At 40.7% G+C, this 16,593-nt stretch carries 10 protein-coding genes, 1 tRNA gene and 1 rRNA gene; all 12 read right to left on the bottom strand.

All coding sequences use genetic code 11. The features are described 5' to 3' along the window. Positions 1-106 precede the first annotated feature (106 nt). Positions 107-730 carry an HNH endonuclease gene (locus ACROAE_RS19840; protein WP_432405793.1) on the bottom strand — a complete coding sequence of 208 codons (624 nt, stop codon included), beginning with the start codon at positions 728-730 and terminating at the stop codon, positions 107-109. Positions 731-742: 12 nt separating this feature from the next. Then, a complete protein-coding gene (gene rdrB / locus ACROAE_RS19835; RefSeq protein ID WP_432405791.1) occupies positions 743-3,319 on the bottom strand; it encodes an antiviral RADAR system adenosine deaminase RdrB in 2,577 nt (858 codons plus the stop codon). Between the two features lie 4 nt (positions 3,320-3,323). Further along, positions 3,324-5,795 (bottom strand): antiviral RADAR system adenosine triphosphatase RdrA, encoded by a 2,472-nt coding sequence (gene rdrA, locus ACROAE_RS19830; RefSeq protein WP_432405786.1) that lies wholly within the window; start codon positions 5,793-5,795, stop codon positions 3,324-3,326. 87 nt (positions 5,796-5,882) lie between these two features. Further along, positions 5,883-7,427 carry a restriction endonuclease subunit S gene (locus ACROAE_RS19825; protein ID WP_432405781.1) on the bottom strand — a complete coding sequence of 515 codons (1,545 nt, stop codon included), beginning with the start codon at positions 7,425-7,427 and terminating at the stop codon, positions 5,883-5,885. After that, the gene (locus tag ACROAE_RS19820; protein WP_432405777.1) at positions 7,424-9,028 is read right to left on the bottom strand and encodes an N-6 DNA methylase; all 1,605 of its coding nucleotides are present in this window, start codon (positions 9,026-9,028) and stop codon (positions 7,424-7,426) included. The genes ACROAE_RS19825 and ACROAE_RS19820 overlap by 4 nt, the downstream gene beginning before the upstream one ends. Positions 9,029-9,137: 109 nt before the next feature. Then, positions 9,138-10,250 carry a protein adenylyltransferase Fic gene (fic, locus tag ACROAE_RS19815; RefSeq protein ID WP_432405773.1) on the bottom strand — a complete coding sequence of 371 codons (1,113 nt, stop codon included), beginning with the start codon at positions 10,248-10,250 and terminating at the stop codon, positions 9,138-9,140. Positions 10,251-10,500: 250 nt separating this feature from the next. Further along, positions 10,501-10,749, bottom strand: coding sequence for a hypothetical protein (locus tag ACROAE_RS19810; protein ID WP_432405768.1), 249 nt, complete (start codon positions 10,747-10,749; stop codon positions 10,501-10,503). Positions 10,750-10,881: 132 nt separating this feature from the next. Next, entirely contained in the window at positions 10,882-11,214 is a 333-nt protein-coding gene (locus ACROAE_RS19805; RefSeq protein WP_432405765.1) for a hypothetical protein, read from the bottom strand. Then, positions 11,199-14,771 carry a type I restriction-modification system endonuclease gene (gene hsdR / locus ACROAE_RS19800; protein WP_432405762.1) on the bottom strand — a complete coding sequence of 1,191 codons (3,573 nt, stop codon included), beginning with the start codon at positions 14,769-14,771 and terminating at the stop codon, positions 11,199-11,201. The genes ACROAE_RS19805 and hsdR overlap by 16 nt, the downstream gene beginning before the upstream one ends. Positions 14,772-15,235: 464 nt before the next feature. Next, positions 15,236-15,312: transfer RNA gene (locus ACROAE_RS19795), tRNA-Trp, on the bottom strand. A 634-nt stretch (positions 15,313-15,946) separates the two neighbouring features. Further along, the gene (locus tag ACROAE_RS19790) at positions 15,947-16,246 is read right to left on the bottom strand and encodes a transposase (protein WP_432405758.1); all 300 of its coding nucleotides are present in this window, start codon (positions 16,244-16,246) and stop codon (positions 15,947-15,949) included. A gap of 257 nt (positions 16,247-16,503) precedes the next feature. Further along, a 5S ribosomal RNA gene (gene rrf, locus ACROAE_RS19785) occupies positions 16,504-16,593 on the bottom strand; the annotation flags it as partial.

Raw genomic sequence — 16,593 nt, 5'->3', positions numbered from 1 at the left:
GGTGATAATTGTCATCGGCTTTATTTATTGGTCATGTTGATTTGTTTGGCGACAATTATCAGATCATAAATAAGGCCTTTTTTCTATCTAAAATATAGGTTTATTGCTAAAGATCCTGTCTATGAATCGTGGCTAAATCAACTTTATGGTGAACATGGATAAAGCCTTTACCTATTGCCCCATAAGTCTTTTCAAAATCAAAGTCACACACTTGGCAAATGGCGCCAAATTTGGCAATACAAGCCTTTCTGGCTTTAGGGTCTCGCTCATAGGCATTTATAGTAACTTGCTTTAAGGCGCCTTCGGTGAAGCCTGTTGGCTGCGGTGGGACGTCATCGGGATAGATAACCTCTGTCACTGGCAAAGTTAGTTTTGCCTTATATGAGTCCACCAGCGATCTTACAGTTAGCTGATTCCCACGACCGAGTGTCGAGTAATAATCAAGATGAAGCTCGGTTGCATGAATCACTTTTGCAAAATCAACTACAGATAATGTATGAGAAAATTGCTTAAAGTAATAGTTATAAGCATCAATCTTAATTGTACGCTTGTATACATGCCCCTCTAGCATTGCACTAAGCACAACTAAATAATCTTTAGCGGAGCCTGCTCCTAAAGCAACATCAACTACAAGTTGATCAATAGCTTTAGATAATGAAAGAGAACCACTCTTTATGTTCAGTGCATAACTTAATGCTGCTTGATACTGCGATGAAGTTATTGTAGCCATTAGGCTTCCTTGCTAGCTTCTAGTTATCCAATTTAGATGGTTAGACTTGAATATATCTACGCCAATTTGCCGAATTCTATCGATCCAAATATCGGCATCGAAACAACTTACTTCCAATTCAGATATCGCCGTTTGCTTTAGTATTCGATGTTCATTTTCTATTGTCGTTGGCATGATTCCAGCATCATCAGTGTTAACACAGACACTTATCGGGCCTTTTCGAATGCCGAAAGTATTAAACTTATTACCTGGTTGAAGCCAATTAGAAACCGGTGGATTCCATCTAAAAATTGGGTGTTCAACATACTGCTTAAAGCGACCAATAAATATATTCGAAGTAGGGCATGCTTCAAGTATTATTTGGCGTTTACTGTATCGTTCTATGAGTAAGTCTTGTATTGCATGTATTAGCTGTAATTCCCCATTAGACAGAGTGTCGCAAAGCTCATGTTCACCCTCGGCTTGAACGCCTATTTTTCTACAATCAATAGTAACAATATCATCGCATCGTGATGTCTGCTTAGACCCTGCCATAAGGTCTTTATTCAGATAGCGCCGCCAAATCTTTACTGCAGTACTCGCTTGGTTCTTTTCAATATAAGCCATATCAGGTACCCATAGCTCCCATTCAGTGCCGACGGCTTGACTAGGTAAGGTGCTCATTAATGGGCAATTGCGTCTTAATTTCCAAGCTTGGAATAGAGCTGAAGGAGTAACATTTATGTCGTCATATATATAGCAAGACCATCGATGTATCTTATTTTCAATAACACATAAGGCGGCATGAAGTTCTGGTAACTGTTGAATAAGTGCTAGCCCTTGGTGATAGCACCAAACTAAGTTATCTAGATGCTGTCCTGCGGTTAGATAAACTCTCTGCTGTCTTTCGGCCCATTTATAGACATCAACACCTAATGCTAAAGCATGACCTAATCTATCATCTGACTTGAAGTCACAAAACACTACGGCTTCATCAACGGCTCTTAAACCACTAAGTAAATGGCTATAGTCCTCTCCAGCATGAATTGTCAGAAAAGGTTGGCGTAAACGTGTTTCAAATGGTGATTGGTACTCGTGTTTTGCAGCCCTCAGGACTCGCAATGTCGGCGCAAATATTTCGATTGGCAACTCATTTTCATTACCAGCTACATCAAAACCTCTAACCAGCGCTCTAAGATCTGCTGATATAGTTTCAGCAGCGGATAGATCAGTGCTTAGTTGAGTATCTGCGTGGCTCACTGAGCTAAAGAAAAGCTGTAGCTTTCTCACATGCGTCAAAAGTTGGCTACGAAATGCTATTTGATAGTTATTACCTTTAGGAGCCGTTTTAGAAAAGCTACGATTAAAGTGAATGACAAAGTGACTGCGGGTGTCTAATTGTTTAGATACTAGCTCATTTGCAAACTTAGTTAACTCTGTTGGTTTTAGTCTAAACGTACTTTCACCACGACTTTTTTTCCATTTTTCATCAACAACTAGACCTGGGGCTCCTCGAAACTCGCGATGTGTTTTCGCCGAAAAATCATGGGATAGCGAGTGGGCTTTATAGTTTAACCCTTTGCTGGAGGGTTTTCTAAACTTGAAGCTGAAATAATCAACGAAGGTACCAAGTCCAACACCCGACATTATCATGTAGTTGCGAAGCAAGTTACTCGCATTTATGAACGAGTCAATTTTATTACTTAGGTCTTTGTTTGAATTGTTTTTTTCCAATAACAGTGCTATCGGGATTAGCAACCAACGAGCAATTTCGGGTAAATCTGCTAGATGTGAATTTACTAATAGCTGTTGTGCTTTTGTCTTTGAATTTTGTGTTTCCAGAGTGACTAATATGTCAGTATTTAATTGGCTCAAAGTAAGTTTATTCCAATCAGGAAAGTCACGAACTCCTTCTGACCATAACCCTTTTGCTAGTGATGAAAAGATCTGATTTACCATGAGTGGTAACAAAGTTAAATCTAATCTTTCACTATTAAATAAACTACACTCGGGGCGATATGGCCACTTGCTACGTTTAGTTACTGGCTTTTTTGTTAAGTACAATGAAAAATCCAGTAAAGAAAGGGAGTTATGCCCGTGCCCATTTAAGTGGACATGATTATCAGCTATGGCTTTTTCGTCAAATCGTTTAGGAAGAGCTGATGGACATTGATATGCTAATGCTGCCAATACTTGTTCAATACCAAGCACTTGGTGATTCAACAAGTCCACATAACCTATCCCAATAATCCAAGCTGGATCTAGCATAGCGATTAGAGACAGCCACTCTTCTAGATACTGAGGTTTAACTTCAAAACGGTCACCATTCCAAGATAAGAAATACCTGTAAACTTTTGTCAATATAAGTTTAGTGTCGATCTCACCGGCCTCACTCAACCACTCTTTAAGTGCAAAGTCGATATCCTCTTTACGGAACGGACCGTTTAAATATAATTGATAGTCTTGTAGAGCTAGACTCATGCATTGTTTAAACTCGTCATTTTGAAAACTAGTCGGTCTTACAGACCGATTACTTAACCTTGCTTCAAGTAAACGATCTGAGTTTAACAGCGCAACAGGAACTAGCCATTTGATATCAATATTTAGCATAATGTTAAATTCCAATTACTTCACATAACGCTACATATCCTGGGCTTAAATCTCTTTTCGTAATATTTCTCTTCTTCATTTCCTCTTTAATCAATCCATGAACATATTCTACTGAATCCAATTCGGTTGATTCTGAAATTATTTTAGTGAATTCAGCTAAATCCTTTACATTAAACTCATCATATAGCTTAGGAATGCTTGATAGGAATTTTTTCCTTGGTGAGGTGCTTTCTATAGTGCTTTTCTGATTAGATGTTGGCTTATCGAAAGGAGCTATAGGCTGTAAATCATTAGATTTAGTATTATTGCAACGAAAGATAGGATGATCCCAAATAGCTGCTAATAAATGTTCAGCAATGCTGATGTCAGGTGTCTCGGATTCAGAGTTAGCTAAACTATCTCCAGTTGTAAGGTTCACAAAATCCTTAACATTACGAGTGAAAACATGCTCGCTTTTAATAAACTTTGAATGGTTACGAATAGTCTCTACTTTAGCGCCACTCGCTACATTGGATTTAACTGTTCCGTCTGAACTCAAAAAACTGGCGAAAGCGTTGATAGTAATGTATTCGAACCGACGAACTGAGTCACTAAGGTGCTCATCCTTCAAATTTTTGTGAGATATTTTCAATAGGTGTAGCTGTGTAAAAACCTTATTAAAGACGGCATGTAAAAGTGGAGTAAGACTGTCATTACGTAGAGCCGACAATGTTTTAGAATACTTCTCGGTCCAATTATCTAGTTCTTGTATGAATACAGCTAAGAACAATTCTACAGAGTTATCATCATTATCATCATTGTCATCTAGTTCCATCTCACTATCTTCGTTCTCACCACCAGTAGTATATTTAGTTGGATTAATAGCATGAATACAATAGAAAGGAGGGGTAGACATAATCTGCTTAAGAACATCTTGATATAGAGGCCTTGTGCTCGGTAGAGCCAGTAGAGATGTTCCAAGAATTTCAAATGCTCGGCTAAAAAACACCTTATTTATTTGATTACCTTGCTGTCCATAATAATCTTTGAATGTATATAAGTTGTAGAGTCCAGAATGGTTCTTTTTTTCATCGCTTAGCTTGTGATCGGCTAATGTCATTCTACGAGTGTGCATTTCTAAAGGAGGCATGCTGCGTAGCACTTTGCCACTAAAAGCGCCCTCCAGCACAAAAATATTCGTTTTATTTGATTCTTTTTCGTTAAGACTTTCGATTGCTTTAAGTTGTTCATGATGAAAATCTTTATCAGCCCAAGATAAACCTAGATCAGCCTGAGCTTTAGGGTTAAAAGGGAGTAACTTACTTAATTGATAATCTAAAGTTTCCCGAGCTTCTAATACTGCTTGAGCAGCTATAGCATTTGTTAAGGTAGCACCGTGTTTCTTTGATTGCGCCCAAGTACGAAAAGACTCCCACTCAATCCAAGTAGCCTGACTCTGTAATTTTGATGGTGGAAGTAAGCGAATTAGTTGAGTAATTTCACGAGCGTTAGCAGGCTTAGGATAATCTTGACTTTTTTCTTCGTTATTAGTTAAACCAAAGAATGTATGCTTTAAATAACCTTCATATAGACGAAATGAAAAATCATCATCGCCTTCAAGAATTTCGAGCTGTTGTAATAAACGTGCCGCAGGTATAAGCGAGATACGGAATTGATTTGGAAAGACTTTTGTTAAATAGGAATCTCTTAATTTTTCTGAAAGGACGACACCATCCTCTTCACCTGAATGAGTATCACTCATAAAGTGTTTCTTAACCATATGTTGGTATAGACTCTCATCGCCACTTACAATTGGAATAATAAAGGGGCAACCGAGCATACGTCTCACAACGTCTAAAACTTCAAATGCTCGATTAAGTGCCATATCAACATCATCTATTGGTATAACAATAGCGTCTACATTTAATATTTGAATACAAGTAGCAACAAAATCGTGAAAAAAGTGCTCAACTTGAATACCTGAACGGTATTTAATTATGCGATCTATACCTACTCTATCGTGATAATCGCTTTCTTGGCCTAAAGCCTCAGCAAGCTGCTTTAATTCGGTGTAAAATTTCGATTTAAGACTCTCACTAGCCCCCCCCCACTGATTTTCAACTTCGTTGAATAAATGAGCTACTACCACATTGGTGAAATTATCGTGATCAATCAACAGAGTTGGATCGATGGTCGAACTAAAATGTAAAACGCAGTCTTTGGCGTGTGGGTTGTTATCCCATATACTTTTAGCTCTTTTTAAGAAAACAGTTTTACCAGCCCCTCTTCCGCCACTAATAAAAATGGCATCATGTGATTGGACTGGTAATGTTTGAGGTGTATTTTTTCTCTTAGCTGCATATTGCATAGCTTGATGAGCTAAGTTTTTTAAATTGCGACATAAAGCTTGGGCTGCTTGAGGCTGCCATAGTTCTGAGTCTTCATAATTATCGTCAAAATCAGTATAATTAAGGTTTAATTTTATTTCGTTATGCATGAGCTTTCCCTAGCATTGTTGTTTTTATAAAAGAGGGTCTATTTACTTAAAAACCACCACCTAACAGATCTTTTATTCTGTTTATGCTTACTTAAGGGCAGCTTTTTTAACACTCGTTTTCTTTTCCGGCTTCTTCTTAGTCGCAAGTACGTCACGTTCGGCTTTAATGCGTTTTAGCAGGGCCTCGGCGCTATTTTTACCTGTAATTAACTCAGGGTTGTCTTTACGCCACGGTTCGGTGAGCTCGCCTCTAAAGGCTTTCGCGAGTATCGATTGGGTGAGGTTATTAACCCTTGATTGCGCGGCATTGACTTGGGCTTCGACTTTGCCGGCGAAAGCAAACAATTCTTCGACACGACGGACTATTTCAGTTTGTTCGTCCTTATGCGGAAGTGCTATATGCATCGACAACCATTCAGGAAAGTACACTGTAGTGTGAGTAGAGCCTTTGCCAAATTTAAACAGAGATTCCTTTTCTGCTACAAAAAGCCATTTTAACCAATCAGGCTCAATTACTTCGGTAGGTACCCAGTTTACAAAATCTTGGCTAGTGGCCATTGGCTTCCCCATTCTAGTTACATATCCAACGGAAGCGGTTCGGCTTATGCAGATAGTATCTTTTGGAAGTATGCGTGCTGCAGAATTAGCTAAACCTAGTTCATTTGTATGTTGATCTGTTTCAACTATTGTTTGAGCATGGTTTTTACGAGCATCTTTGATACCTATCCAGCAAATATTACCTTCCCAGTATTCCGATTTTGACCTACTAGGTGTATGGCCTGACTCCATTTTAGCTACTTCAACTATGGGTACCCATTTCCAAGATTTGACAAGCTGATGCGAAGGTTTTCCTACAGCAGTGGCGTAGACCCCTTGAATGAAAGAGGTTGAACGAGTTTTGTATCTAGCAGGCTTTGGAAGGGGTTTTAACTGCTTTAATAAATCACGCACATCTTTCGTTGGGTTATCCCCACGCCACTCTTCTGTCAGTTTGCCACTGACAGCCGCGGCGAGGACGGATTGGCGGAATGATTTTAAGATGGCGGGGATGGCATCGAGGCGGGCTTTGGTGCTTTCCACCTTCGCCAGCAGTTCATCCAGCTTGTCGGCAATGACTTTTTGTTCGGCTAGTGGGGGGAGTGGGAGTTGTAATCCTCGAACCACGGATAAATTAATACGAGGTCGCGTAGTTCCTTTTACATGTCCCGCGATTTGCTTAATTACTAATTCAGAGTTCAACAGATATGTAAGAAATTTAGCTGAAGAAATTTGTGAATCATGTCGAACTCGAACTAAATCGGCAACAATTATTCCTCGAGTAAAAGACTTAGGCACGATACAAGCTAACCCTAAAGGATCACCAAGCTTTGTAATTAAAATATCACCAGCTTTAAAACTATGTCTTTTCAAAAAAAGAGCTTTTTCATCAGTAACAAATTTAATATTTTTATCGATGAAATTGAAACGTTTAACATTTTGAAGTCTAGCAATAGGTGTTCCTGAATCAACATACTCTGATGATTTAAGGTTTGAACCAAAGGGTCCATCTACAATGTCATCTTTCTCATTGATAGCATAGTCACCACCTCGGACAGCAACCCAAGTTTCAGGTAATGAATCTAATACATTCATCCTTTCACCCCACCAGCCAAAGACGCAACCAAAGCCTCAAGATCCGACAATGCGCCTTTCAGTTCAGTCATCGCTTCGCCCGCTAACTCTTCTGGAGTGCCTAAGTCAGCAGCATCGACACTATTGGCATCTTTAAGCCATGAGATATCTAACGAGTCACCTTTAGTGTCACGAATATAATCGCGACTAAACACCCGCCATCTGCTCTTTGCTAAGGGACGCTCAGCTTCTTCAGCATTAGTCGCTTCCGGCATACCTGCCTCTGGCGACACTTGCGCGTCCTGCGCATCGAACGACCATTCACCTTCTTTGCGCTCAGCCAGTGGTACGTTACACACCGCCTCAAATGGGCTTAAGTGTTGTGCGCCAAACGGGGTGCGTTTACCAAAGCTTGGCATGTTAGTACGTAAGTCATACACCCAAGTATTAGTGGTGCAGTTTTCTTCTTGTAGCTTGTCGCTCAGGTTTTCAGAGCCTGCTCCCTTGGTAAAAAACAGCACGTTAGTTTTAACACCAGCGGCATAAAAAATGCCTGTTGGTAGGCGCAATATCGTGTGCAGGTTACATTTGTTCATTAAATCGCGACGAATGTCTGTACCCACGCCTGCTTCAAATAACACGTTGTCGGGTAATACTACGGCGGCGCGGCCACCGGGTTTTAAATTACGGTAAATGTGCTGCAAAAACGCCAATTGCTTGTTACTGGTGGGATAGGTTAAATCGTCACGGGTGATAGAGGCATCGCCGCCTTTGCTGGTACCAAAGGGCGGGTTAGCTAAAATAATATCGGCTTTTGGTAGTGCTACACCCACCTGCCCTAACGAGTTACCTAAATGCACCACGCCTTCATCGTCGCCTTCCATGCCATGCAGTAAACAGTTCATTAGTGCCAAACGGCGGGTGGACGGTACTAACTCGACACCGACAAAGGCTTTATTTTTTTGAAAATCAACTTGCTTGGCGTCTAGGTCAAAATAGTCGTCGGTTTGCGCTTTAATGTAACTGTCGGCGGCAATCAAAAAGCCTGCGGTACCTGCGGCAGGATCTTGAATCACTTCACCGGCTTGTGGGTTGATCACCCGCACCATAGAGTCAATTAACGCGCGCGGAGTAAAATACTGGCCCGCACCAGATTTAGTCTCGTTGGCGTTCTTTTCTAACAAGCCTTCGTATAAATCACCTAGGCCGTCTTTTTGCGCGCTAAACCAGTCGATGGAATCTAATGATTTAATTAACTGCTTTAAGTGGCGCGGCTCGCGCATACGGGTTTGGGCATCGGCATAAATGGCCAATATCAGTGGATCAGCATGTAAGGTGTTACCGTCGCTGTCTTTACCCGTCGATAGGGTTAGTAGCATACGTTTATAGTGGTCAAGCAGGACTAGGCCGTCTTTGTCGCTTAAGTCACTCCAGCGGCAGCCTGTTGGTAAGGTGTGTTTATTGAGTAAGCCTGCTTCTGTGTTCTCGTGCACCATTTTAATAAAAAGCAATAACACTAGCTCGGTAACGTAGTCGGAATAATTAATGCCGTCGTCGCGCAATACATCACATAGGTTCCACAGTTTTTGGACGATATCGTTGTTGCTTACAGTAGTGCTCATTTCATTTACTCTTTGCATTAGGCCGATTACGGCGCTGACTGAATAGGGTTTTAGCGGTACTTGTTTATTAGTTTTGCTTACTCGTAGTGCTTGTTTAACTGTTGCTCGCTTAATAGTGGCTGAACTGGTTACTGTCTTTGGTCATCAAAGTGACAAATTTAGGGTGCACAAATAGCTTTTCTTTGCCTGCTTGTACTTCTTGTAATACACCAATATCACACAGCTGCTTTAAATAGACCGAAGCGGTTTGACGCTTGGCTAGGTCACTGTCGACTAAGTTTTGAATGCGGCAATAAGGTTGCTCAAAAATGACTTGGACTAGCTCATGGCTATAGATTTTGGGCAATTGCTGACGAACATGTTCGGTAGTGTGCTCAATAAGCTCTCGGGCGGCGGCTATTTTATGGGTCGTCCACTTAGCCGTTTGTGCTACGGCGTTAAGCATAAAGATGATCCACGGTTGCCACTCTTGCTTAGTGGTCACGTTAAGCAATAAACGATAATAGTCTTGTTTGTTGGCGACGATATAACGGCTTAAATACAAGATAGGTGCACTAAGCAGTTGTTGGTCAATTAGGTAAAGAATATTAAGCACGCGGCCGGTACGCCCATTACCATCGGTAAAAGGGTGAATGGCTTCAAACTGGTAATGTGCCATGGCCATTTTAATTAGTGGATCGACATCATCTTGATTATGTAAAAAGGCTTGCCAGTTACTGAGCAAATCACGAATCACGCTCTCGCCTGATGGCGGGGTATAGATAACCTCACCCGTGGCCTGATTAGTTAAACTGGTACCAGGTACTTTACGTATATCCATTTGCACCGACTTGATGGTACTGCAAATTTCTAATGCGGTTGTGACACAAAGCGGCCGACTGGTTAGCTCAGTAAAACCTTGATAAAGCGCAGTACGATAACGCAGCGCCTCTTTGGTCATTGGGTCGGCTTGGCTGTCTTCTTGGGCATACTGAAATAGCTTGTCGGTGGTGGTGACAATGTTTTCTATCTCGCTACTGCCTTGTGCTTCAAGCAGCGGCAGTAAGTTGATCAGTAACCCTTGGTTAGGCAATAGCTCTCCCGCTTGCTTTAATTCAGCAAGGGCAGCGCGAGCAGGAATACAGGCTTTAAGTATGGGTAAAGTTTCGGCCAACTCCGCTAATTTGCTGTCTAGCGGTAAAGGAGCCAAATGGTTGTATGCTTGCTCAGCTTGCCATTCCATGTTTAAAAAACCTTCCTTTTTCGACATATAAAGAGATTGCAGTGAGCTTATGTCGATTCAATCGACATGTAAAGAAAACATGTTTATAAAAACTAATTTAATCGACATGTTATGGCTATTTACTGCACTCATATCGATAGCATCAACATTAATGAGATTTCTGTGATTATGAAAAGCCAAGTTTATTATTGCAGTCACAAGCACTCAAATGCTTTGTAATGCTTCATCTTTTAGCAAACATGTAGCTTATTTATTCTATATTGTCTAAAAAACGTAAACTAATGCTCCCCATCAAAGCAAATTTAGAATCGTCTTCCTCTGCATCAATTGCAACGCACCAGTCATTACGCATAGCAATTAGTAACTCATGTTCATTATTACAAAAATGCACTCCTCGATCGCACTCTTTACAATATCTAATAAGTTTATTTTCCGTTTTTACTAAAGTGTCCCAACTCATTGGGCATCGAAATTTAATACTACAATTGCGAATATCCATATTATTTCTCTTCTATAAACGGTTTAAGCACTCTACATCGACTTGTAAGGCTATTTCTCGTACTGAATACCCTAATGTCTATCGTTGTTATGTATAGTTTTTTGTTTATGAACTATTGTTGTTCAATAGCCGTTATAGTCGCCCATATGTTTTGTGTACCTTACAAACCCACTCTTCCATAGAAACAAAATCTCTTTTTACTTCAGATGCTTGACCTAATAAAATCATATTACCATTAGATCTAACTAACTGAATTGCCCTTTTAAATTCTTTTACTAACTCACTGATAGACTCTTTGTCACCTACACTCGAATACGCGCCACGACAAGCTGGTGATGTAACTTCTGTGCAAGAAAAAAGACCAGTAAAAATCAAAAAAATACTAAAACAACAATAAATTTTGTACTCATGTATCCTCCTAATAAATATATTGTGATTCATCTGAGTCGCTAACCAACCTGCCAAAGATATTCATTTAGTTCGTCAATGATGGTGTCGAGCTGATCGTCCAGTACAGTGTTAAAGCGATTAGCACCACCTTGGTCGGCGAACCGTTGATTAACAAACTCTTTATCAATCACGGCCTCGTGTACCAATTGTTTGGCTAAACGCTCGAGCCACTTTCGCTGGTTTGGGTTCCATTGATGCTGGCTATTTATACGCTGCATAGCGTTACTTACCCGCAGCTCAAAGGGGATTAATGCTTCATCAAGTGCTGCTTGGCGAATATAGCCAATAATACTGGCGGCAATATCTTGGTTAGTATTTTTACGCCATGCACTTTGCAGATGAGCTTCGCTGTAGCCCGCCTCATCTAACATTAACTTAACCTCTTTGAGTTGCGCGCGAGTGAGATCTTTGGGTCTATTAACCACAACGGCTAACGCTGCTGATTGGTTTATATTCTGCTTAATAAAATGGTTAAAGTCTTCTAGGTAATCAGCAGGCTTTTCGTGAACACCGTAACTTTGATGACGTTCGATAAACTCATCTCGGCCTTCATATATGATGGGCATTCTGTCGCTGCCCACCAAATAACGCACTTCGGATAGCTGATTGACTAAACTTTGATGTTGCTTAAAAAACTGCGCTGCTTGTTGTGGCCCAATTTGATGTAAATGCTGATGAAGCTTTGCAGGTGCTACGCCCCATAACTCTTCAAGTTGGTCTAGCTTGGCTTTGAGTTCAGGTTTGTTTTCGGATTTTTTAACGGCCTTGCGCATCACACGCATGACCTTTTGACTAAGCTGATTGAGCACATCATGGGCATGGCTATTGGTGAGAATATTACTGCTGGTAGTAGTGCTTGTTTGAGTACCGGACCCAACTTGTTCACCTGGGGTATTTAATGCGCGCGCTAAATATACATCATCGCTTAATTCATCGACTAACTGTTCAAGGGTAATATTAGGATCTTTCACTATCGGCTTCATAGTGTTTACGGCTTCAAGAGCGCTATAGATATCAACAGGATCGTAAACCTTGAATACTGTCTTACCAATTTCATCACAACGACGTGTGGCTCGCCCCATCATTTGCTCGTAAAGAATGCGTGATTTAACACGACGTAAAAACACGATATGACAAATTTTAGGAATGTCGATTCCGGTTGAAAGTAAATCTACCGTAATCGCAATATTAGGGTAACGTTCACTTTTGTATTGGCGAATAAGCTGGCTAACCTTGTCACTTTTACCGGTTATTTTAGCGACCGCAGCCTGGTTATAATCATCACCATACATATTAATAAATGCGCTATCTAAAAGACGTTTGACCATATCGGCATGCACATCTGTGACACAGAAAATCATGGTTTTTTCGTCACCAAAGGGATCAATTTCTTTGATTAACTCTTGGCAAATAACCTCATTAAATGACTCAGTAATCACGCCTTTATTGAAGGATTCAACATCAAACTTAATCTCATCTTCTAAGTCAGCAGTTTCTACCTCGCCAGTTTGGGTATTAACGGCAGACACGGTCTCGCCTTTTTCAAACTTAATCCCATGTTTATTTAATTGGGTTTCATAACGAATAGGGGGTTCATGATCTATTAGCCAGTCGTCAGCAACGGCTTCGCGGTAGCTATAAATATAAACCGGTTTACCAAAAATCTCGCTGGTATGCTTTGCTGGTGTTGCGGTAAGCCCAATACGAACGGCGTCAAAATAATCGAGCACACGTCGATAACTCGACAGGTATTGGCTCGCATCGCGGGTAGCCAGCTCGCCTTCTGTCATCTGCTGGTCGAGTGCATAACCTCGGTGAGCTTCATCGACAATGATGCAGTCAAATTCATCAAGTGGCGGCGGTGTATCAGACATGAAGATTCGTTTTACCATTGCCTGCACGGTCGCGACTTGAATACGGGTTTCAGCTTCACTACGCATATCGCCAAGCTCAGCAATATTATAAATAGAAGACAGTGCCTTATTTTGTTCAAGCTTTGCTTCATCAAATGCATCTGTGGCTTGGTCGCCTAATGCGGTTCTGTCAACTAAAAACAAAATACGCTTAAAGCGTTCAGCTTTTAGAAAACGATACATCAAACCAATTATCGTGCGGGTTTTACCCGTGCCTGTCGCCATGGCTAGCAAGCATTGGGTTTGATCGCGTGCTAATGCCGACTCTACCGCTTCGATGGCTTTTTGTTGGTAATCACGTAAACCAAGGTATTCAAAACCTTCATGCTTAAGTTTTTGCTCTGCCTCATCGCGACTGCGCTTTAACTTATCGAGTAACCCAGCTGGAGAATGAAATTGTTGTAATGCTTTTTTTGCATTACTGGGTTTCCGGGCATCTCGAAACCAGGTGCCTGATAACTCAGCCAATTGTTTATTAAACTCTCTGCCATTGCAGGAATAGACAAAAGGAACATGGTAATGACCATCTAACTCATCTGCCCAAGCGACAGTTCGACCTTCTAGCTCCCACGCACCTTGTTGCGATGGCGTGACTTTAAATCCTTTTGAATATCGTTCAGCTTGGGTGATTTTGCCTGCAACATTGGCGTTCTCTTTTTTTGCTTCAACAATCGCAATAGGAATAAGGCCACAAAACAACACATAATCGGCGCGGCCCTTTTGACCTTTATATTGCGTAGGCCATTCGGCAATAGCAATATTCTGACCTTTCTCTGGCCGAACACCTTTATTGAATGTCAGCCTTTGGGTATCTGCAAGCCAGCCAGCTGCTTTAAGCTGTTGATCAATTAGCACGCGGGTTAGCTCTTCATTCAGTTCTACTTGAATTCCAGCTCTACTTGCTCGAGTGCTGAGGTCAGATTTACTTTTACTGGCAGCTTGTAAATCATCTTTAGCTTGCTGAGCTAACTCAATTTGCAGTGCTTTAATGCGGCCTTCAAATTGACGTTTTTGTTCAGCTAAAGCCTGTTCGTGCTGCGATGCTTGTTTTGAAAAAGCACGTGCTTCTACATCCATTTGCTCTGCAAGAACGGCATATTCTTCTTTTTCACGGGTGAGTAAATCCGTTAGCTGATGGTTGTCTGCTAATTGCTGGTGGTTTTCACTTAACTCACTACGTAGCTGGTCAATTTGGGTCTGTAAATCTTGCAGATGCTGACTTGGATCTTGAGGGGCAACAAAAGGGCCGGCTTTAAAAGCGGTTTTTTGATCGCCAAACGTATGATGAAACCAAATGGCTAAGCTACGGGCTAACTTTAAGCCTTCTAATGCTTCTTTGTGCTGAGTTTTAAATTGATGAGTAGCTTTGTTGCCTTCAATTCTTAGAGCGTGAAATAACTGACGAACAACGGCTTCTAGGTTTAGCTCTCGATTAATTTTATACAGCAAATCTGCTTGGGTGGTTTTGTCATCGAACTCAATACCACATCTGGCGGCGATATCTTGTGCCATCGCTTCGCCGAGTTGGCGTAATTTGATTAGGGTTGTATTAGGGTCACTGGTGAAGGCACGTTCAGCACTGATGGCTAAATCGATAAAAATAGGATCGTAGGATTCAAGAAAACTGAAGTTCTCTGATTTTTTATTGCTTGCATCCAATGCCGTCACTCCCTTGTAGCATGCTAAAAACCTTAACAATTACAACTAATCATACTCTGTAAAAAAAGAAGAATCACGGTAATAATTGAACATATGCTGATAACGGCCATGGTGACAATAAAGATACAAATTATTTTTAAGATATCATGAGAAATAATTTAACCTCATGCGGACATCTAATTCATACAAATTAAACTGGTACATTAGTCCGATATAGATTTATGGCTATAATAAAACAGTCTGTAGTTTGATCTATGAATTAGGTAATGAAGTGAAGTAAGACTATTCTAAATTATGCAAATGGCACAAGAAAATATGGCCGAGTCACAATTTGGTCACCGTTTGGTCACAACGAAGAAATAGGAAAAAATTCATCTCTAAAAATTAGAAGCTTACAGAAAGAAATATGGGGAAAAACTCTAGAAAAGACAAAGGCCTAGCATTTCTGCTAGGCCCTCTTAATTTGGCAGGGGTGGCAAGACTCGAACTCGCAACCATCGGTTTTGGAGACCGCTGTTCTACCAATTGGAACTACACCCCTGTTGACGAGTGCATTATGCTAAAACAGCCCCCAAAGGTAAAGCATTTTTTCAATATATCAGCTCAATTGCAGTTTTTTCAGGCAAACTAACGTGTTTCTTGAAGCAGAAAAAAGTGATGTTGAAATATAACTAACAATAATACCAATACTTTGGGGAATCACTCAGCGTCTTAATACTGTTGAGACGAAACCTTAGCATCACGAGTTTCATAGTTAAATAACCTTGTTAAATATCTGATATAAAACTAAAAACTTTTGAGTACGTTGCCTAATATTTCATGACTTGATGCACCATATTAAGGAGCGTTTATCTCTTATTAATTACTGATTCATTAAACCACAATAATGTTTTCCGGGTTCACTATTGATAAGCAAAAAATATCTATTAGGTTCGTAACTTGATAGCGACCCACATTTTCAACTGACTGATTTAGCTGGCCTGCTATTGTTCTCGCGCCTGCTGCACCTCGGCTATCACAGTGTATTGAGATGGCCTGTTGGCGTAATCTTGCACGTTCGGGGTTCACTAAACCACGATGTTTAAGGTGATAGTGATAGCTACTACAGGGCACTTCAAATAAACAGCAAAGCTGTTTAACGATGTTCTGCTCTCTTGATAACAATTCAATTAATGCTATCGTTTGATGCTGTCTTGCATTAAGAGAGCGGTAGCCTTTTTTAGGATGTCTTTCTCCCATTCAATCTTCTTGATTTTAGCTTCGAGCTCTTGAATGCGCTGCTGTTCTGGGGTGATGGAATTTCCTGATGGTGTAATACCTTCAAATTCTTGCCTGAGTTGAGTCACCCAACGCCTTATTGCTGTTGGACCAACACCTGTGGCCTCACAAACTTCTTTTGTTGAGTAGCCTTGCTTAATCACGAGATTAGCAGCATCTATTTTAAATTCTGTTGAGTAAGTGGGTTGAGATTTCATTACTTTATACACCGTATTATATTAAGGAGGAGTTTACCTCATCTCGGTGTACAGATTCATTAAGCCACAATATACATCATGGTTTGCCTTGATGAACTATGTAAACCAGCACCGGATATCAACAGCCTATTATCATGGAATTTTAAAAAGTAGGTGTAGTTGCCTATACGCTTACATTATATTGACTAAACTGCAGACGTAAAAAAGCCCGTTGCGTTAACAACGGGCTTATCACTACTCTTTCGAGTAAATTAGGCGCCTGGAAATGACCTACTCTCGCATGGGGAGACCCCACACTACCATCGGCGATACTGTGTTTCACTTCTGAGTTCGGAATGGGATCAGGT

Origin of the sequence: Shewanella sp. MF05960, from assembly GCF_050849305.1 — a bacterium.
GTDB lineage: Bacteria > Pseudomonadota > Gammaproteobacteria > Enterobacterales > Shewanellaceae > Shewanella.
Note: the sequence above shows the minus strand (reverse complement) of the source record. Positions and strands in the feature narration are given on the sequence as shown.

Bases quoted from the DNA above. Each gene is read 5' to 3' on its own strand.
- ACROAE_RS19790 (WP_432405758.1), bottom strand. From the start codon at position 16,246: ATGAAATCTCAACCCACTTACTCAACAGAATTTAAAATAGATGCTGCT.
- ACROAE_RS19840 (WP_432405793.1), bottom strand. From the start codon at position 730: ATGGCTACAATAACTTCATCGCAGTATCAAGCAGCATTAAGTTATGCA.
- ACROAE_RS19820 (WP_432405777.1), bottom strand. From the start codon at position 9,028: ATGAGCACTACTGTAAGCAACAACGATATCGTCCAAAAACTGTGGAAC.
- rdrB (WP_432405791.1), bottom strand. From the start codon at position 3,319: ATGCTAAATATTGATATCAAATGGCTAGTTCCTGTTGCGCTGTTAAAC.
- ACROAE_RS19810 (WP_432405768.1), bottom strand. From the start codon at position 10,749: ATGGATATTCGCAATTGTAGTATTAAATTTCGATGCCCAATGAGTTGG.
- rdrA (WP_432405786.1), bottom strand. From the start codon at position 5,795: ATGCATAACGAAATAAAATTAAACCTTAATTATACTGATTTTGACGAT.
- fic (WP_432405773.1), bottom strand. From the start codon at position 10,250: ATGGAATGGCAAGCTGAGCAAGCATACAACCATTTGGCTCCTTTACCG.
- ACROAE_RS19825 (WP_432405781.1), bottom strand. From the start codon at position 7,427: ATGAATGTATTAGATTCATTACCTGAAACTTGGGTTGCTGTCCGAGGT.